Origin of the sequence: Paraburkholderia sp. J10-1, assembly GCF_905220165.1 — a bacterium.
Classification (GTDB): Bacteria; Pseudomonadota; Gammaproteobacteria; order Burkholderiales; family Burkholderiaceae; genus Paraburkholderia.
Genome location: NZ_CAJMYW010000055.1, coordinates 1 through 1,031, shown reverse-complemented (window position 1 = coordinate 1,031; position 1,031 = coordinate 1). Strand labels below are relative to the sequence as shown.

The window sequence follows — 1,031 nt, the reverse complement described above, 5'->3', positions numbered from 1 at the left end:
GCCCACGCCGTGCGCCTGCAGGAAGAGCGCGGCCTGACCTTCGTGCATCCGTTCGACGATCCCTACGTGATCGCCGGCCAGGGCACCGTGGCGATGGAAGTGCTGAGCCAGCATCAGGCCCCGATTCACGCGATCTTCGTGCCAATCGGCGGCGGCGGGTTGGCGGCAGGCGTGGCGGCCTACGTGAAGGCCGTGCGCCCCGACATCAAGGTGATCGGCGTGCAGACCGACGATTCCTGCGCGATGGCGCAGTCGATCAAGGCAGGCAAGCGCGTCGAGCTGACTGAAGTCGGCCTGTTCTCGGACGGCACGGCAGTCAAGCTCGTGGGCGAGGAAACCTTCCGCCTGTGCCAGACCTATCTCGATGAAGTGCTGACCGTCGATACCGATGCCCTGTGCGCCGCGATCAAGGACGTCTTCCAGGACACGCGCAGCGTGCTCGAACCCGCGGGCGCACTGGCCGTGGCGGGTGCGAAGCAGTACGCGGAGCGCGAGGGCATCGAAGGCCAGACGCTGGTGGCAATCACCTCGGGCGCGAACATGAACTTCGACCGCATGCGCTTCGTGGCCGAGCGCGCCGAGGTAGGTGAAGCGCGCGAAGCGGTGTTCGCGGTGACGATCCCCGAGGAGCGCGGCAGCTTCAAGCGTTTCTGCGAGCTGGTCGGCACGCGCAGCGTGACCGAGTTCAACTACCGCATCGACGACGCCGAGCGCGCGCACATCTTCGTGGGCGTGCAGATCCGCAACCGCGGCGAGTCGCAGCAGATCGCGAAGACCTTCGTCGATCACGGCTTCCCGACCGTCGATCTCACTGGCGACGAACTGTCGAAGCAGCACATCCGCTACATGGTGGGCGGCCGCTCGCCGCTCGCGCACGACGAGCGTCTGTTCCGCTTCGAGTTTCCGGAGCGCCCGGGCGCGCTCATGCGCTTCCTGTCGTCGATGGCGCCGAACTGGAACATCAGCCTGTTCCACTACCGCAATCAGGGCGCCGACTACAGCTCGATTCTGGTGGGCATCCAGGTGCCCGC

At 66.4% G+C, this 1,031-nt stretch carries 1 protein-coding gene; it reads left to right on the top strand.

Going from position 1 to position 1,031, the window contains the following annotated elements:
• Positions 1 to 1,031 (top strand): threonine ammonia-lyase, biosynthetic (ilvA, locus tag U5A65_RS40645; RefSeq protein WP_321949707.1); only part of this gene is annotated, 1,031 nt, incomplete at both ends.